This is a genomic window from Streptomyces himastatinicus ATCC 53653, from assembly GCF_000158915.1.
Lineage (GTDB): Bacteria > Actinomycetota > Actinomycetes > Streptomycetales > Streptomycetaceae > Streptomyces > Streptomyces himastatinicus.
On record NZ_GG657754.1, the window covers coordinates 564293 to 566846 of the forward strand.

Below are 2554 nucleotides of genomic sequence, written 5' to 3' on the forward strand. Positions count from 1 at the left end.
CGATGGAGGAGAACAACACGAAGGCGTCCAGTTCCAGGTCCGCCGTCAGCTCGTGCAGATGCCGCACAGCATCCGCCTTCGCGGCCAGTACCCCGGCGAGCCGCTCCGGTGTCAGCTCGGTGACCACCCCGTCGTCCAGGACCCCCGCGGTGTGTACGACGCCGGTCAGCGGCGCATCCTCGGGCATGCCGTCCAGCACGGCGGCAAGGGCCCGGCGGTCGGCGATGTCGCAGTCGGTGACGGTGACCCGCGCACCGAGTCCGGACAGCTCCTGCCGCAGTTCCGCCGCGCCCGGCGCCTGTGCCCCACGCCGGGAGACCAGCACGAGGTGGTCCGCGCCACGGGAGGCCAGCCGACGTGCCACATGCGCGCCCAGTGCGCCGGTGCCGCCGGTGATGAGGACCGTGCCGTGCGGCTGCCAGCCGTCGCCGTCTCCCCGCGCGGCGTCGCGCGTCAGCCGGGCCGCGTACACACCGGAGGAGCGTATGGCGACCTGGTCCTCGTAACCGTTCGTGTGGCCGTTCGTGTGGCTGTCCGTGCGACTCGCGGCGAGGACGGACACCAGGCGGGTCAGGCTCCGCTTCCCGACGTCTTCGGGAAGGTCGACCAGGCCGCCCCAGCGCTGCGGCTGTTCAAAGGCCACCGTCTTGCCCAGGCCCCACAACTGGGCCTGCGCCGGGTTGGCCAACCGCTCGCCCGCTCCGACGGAGACCGCTGAGCGGGTCAGGCACCACAGGGGCGCTTCGGCCTCGGCGTCGGCCAAGGCCTGCACCAGCGTCAGCGTCATGGCGGTCGCGATGGGCACCGGTCCGTCGCCGGGTTCTTGCGCTTCGGCTTCGGCTTCGGCTTCGGCTTCGGCCAATAGGGACACCACACCATCCGCCGAGGTCGCGCGGATCCGGTCGGCGAGTGCTTCGCGGCTCGTCGTGGCGGCGAGGGTCAGCACGGTGACCTCAGCCGCGCCGCCCGCCCGCAGAGCCTGTGCGCACTGCTCGGCCAGTCCGTCCTGGGCGGCGGTCAGCCGCTCCGGCACCGCCAGCAGCCAGGTCCCCGACAGGCGGCCCGTACTCGGTACGGTCATCTGCTTCCACACCACCCCGTAGCGCCAGCCCGACAGCGCCGACTGCTCCTGCTGCCGCTTGCGCCACATCGACAGCGTGGGCAGCACGGTGTCCAGCGGTGTGCCCGCGTCGACGCCGAGTTGGCCGGCAAGGGACGCCACATCGCCCTGCTCCACCAGGTTCCAGAACTCGGTTTCGGCACCGCTGAGGCCCACGTCGGTTGTGGTCACACCCTGGGTCTTGCGGTCCCGCAGCCAGAACCTCCGGCGCTGGAACGCGTACGTCGGCAGGTCCACCCGCTCGGCCCCGGTCCCGGCGAACACCGCCGCCCAATCGACCTTGGCGCCGCGTACGAACAGCTCAGCCACCGCCGTCAGCACGGTTTCGGGCTCGGCATGGCCCTCACGCAATGCGGCCACGGAAAACGCGGGGTCCACGTTGTCGGTTCCGGATCGGGTCAGTGCCGTCAGGACCGGGTCGGGCCCGATCTCCAGCAGTCGGCCGGCGCCCTGCCCGCCCGTGGTCGCCTCGATCGCGTCATGGAACCGAACCGGCTGCCGGACCTGATCCACCCAGTAGTCCGGGTTCGCCCAGTCCTTTTCGCCGACCGGCTCGCCGGTGACCGTGCTGACCGCTGGGAGAATCGGTTGCCGGTACGTGACGCTCGCCGCGATCTCGGCAAACTCCGCCAGCATCGGCCCCATCAACGGGGAGTGGAACGCATGGCTGACGCGCAGCCGCGACACCCGGCGGCCCCGCTCCCGTGCGTCGTCCATCACCTGCTCGACCGCGTCCTCGTCGCCGGAGATCACCACGGCGGTGGGGCCGTTGACCGCTGCGACCGCCGCCCGCTCGCCGTCGGGAAGTCCGTGCAGAATCCCGGCGACCTCGGTCTCGGTGGCTTCGATCGCCGCCATCGCGCCGCCCGAGGGCAGCGCCTGCATCAACCGGGCGCGTCCCGTCACCAGCCGAGCGGCGTCGGCCAGTTCGAAGACCCCGGCGGCGTAGGCGGCGGCCAGTTCGCCGATCGAGTGGCCCAGCACCACGTCCGGGCGTACGCCCCAGGAGCGTAGGAGGGCCACCAGCGCGGACTGGACGGCGAAGAGCGCGGTCTGCGCGTAGCCGGTTTGGTCCAGCCACTCCGCCTCGGCGGAACCCTCGTCGGCGAACAGCACGTCCCGCACGGGCACCTTGAACGCGGCGGTGCCTTCCAGTTCTGTATCGAGGCAGTCGCAGACCTCGTCCAGGGTCCTGGCGAAGGCCGGGAACCGTTCGTACAGCTCGCGGCCCATGCCGGGCCGCTGGCTGCCCTGGCCGGTGAACATCCAGGCCGTCCGGCCGTCACCGACCACACCGGACACCACAGTGGCGTCGGTGGCCCCATCGGTGGCGTTGGTGGCGTCGGTAGCGGTCGGGGTTGCGAAGGCCGCCGCCCCGACGCGCAGCGCATCGCGGTCGCGCCCCAGCACCACGGCGCGGTGGTCGAGCACGGC

The 2554-nt window shown here is 72.1% G+C and carries 1 protein-coding gene; it reads right to left on the bottom strand.

What is annotated here, in order from left to right; genetic code table 11:
- A partial coding sequence (locus tag SSOG_RS02350) for an SDR family NAD(P)-dependent oxidoreductase (RefSeq protein ID WP_154686067.1) occupies window positions 1-2554 on the bottom strand: 2554 nt, incomplete at both ends.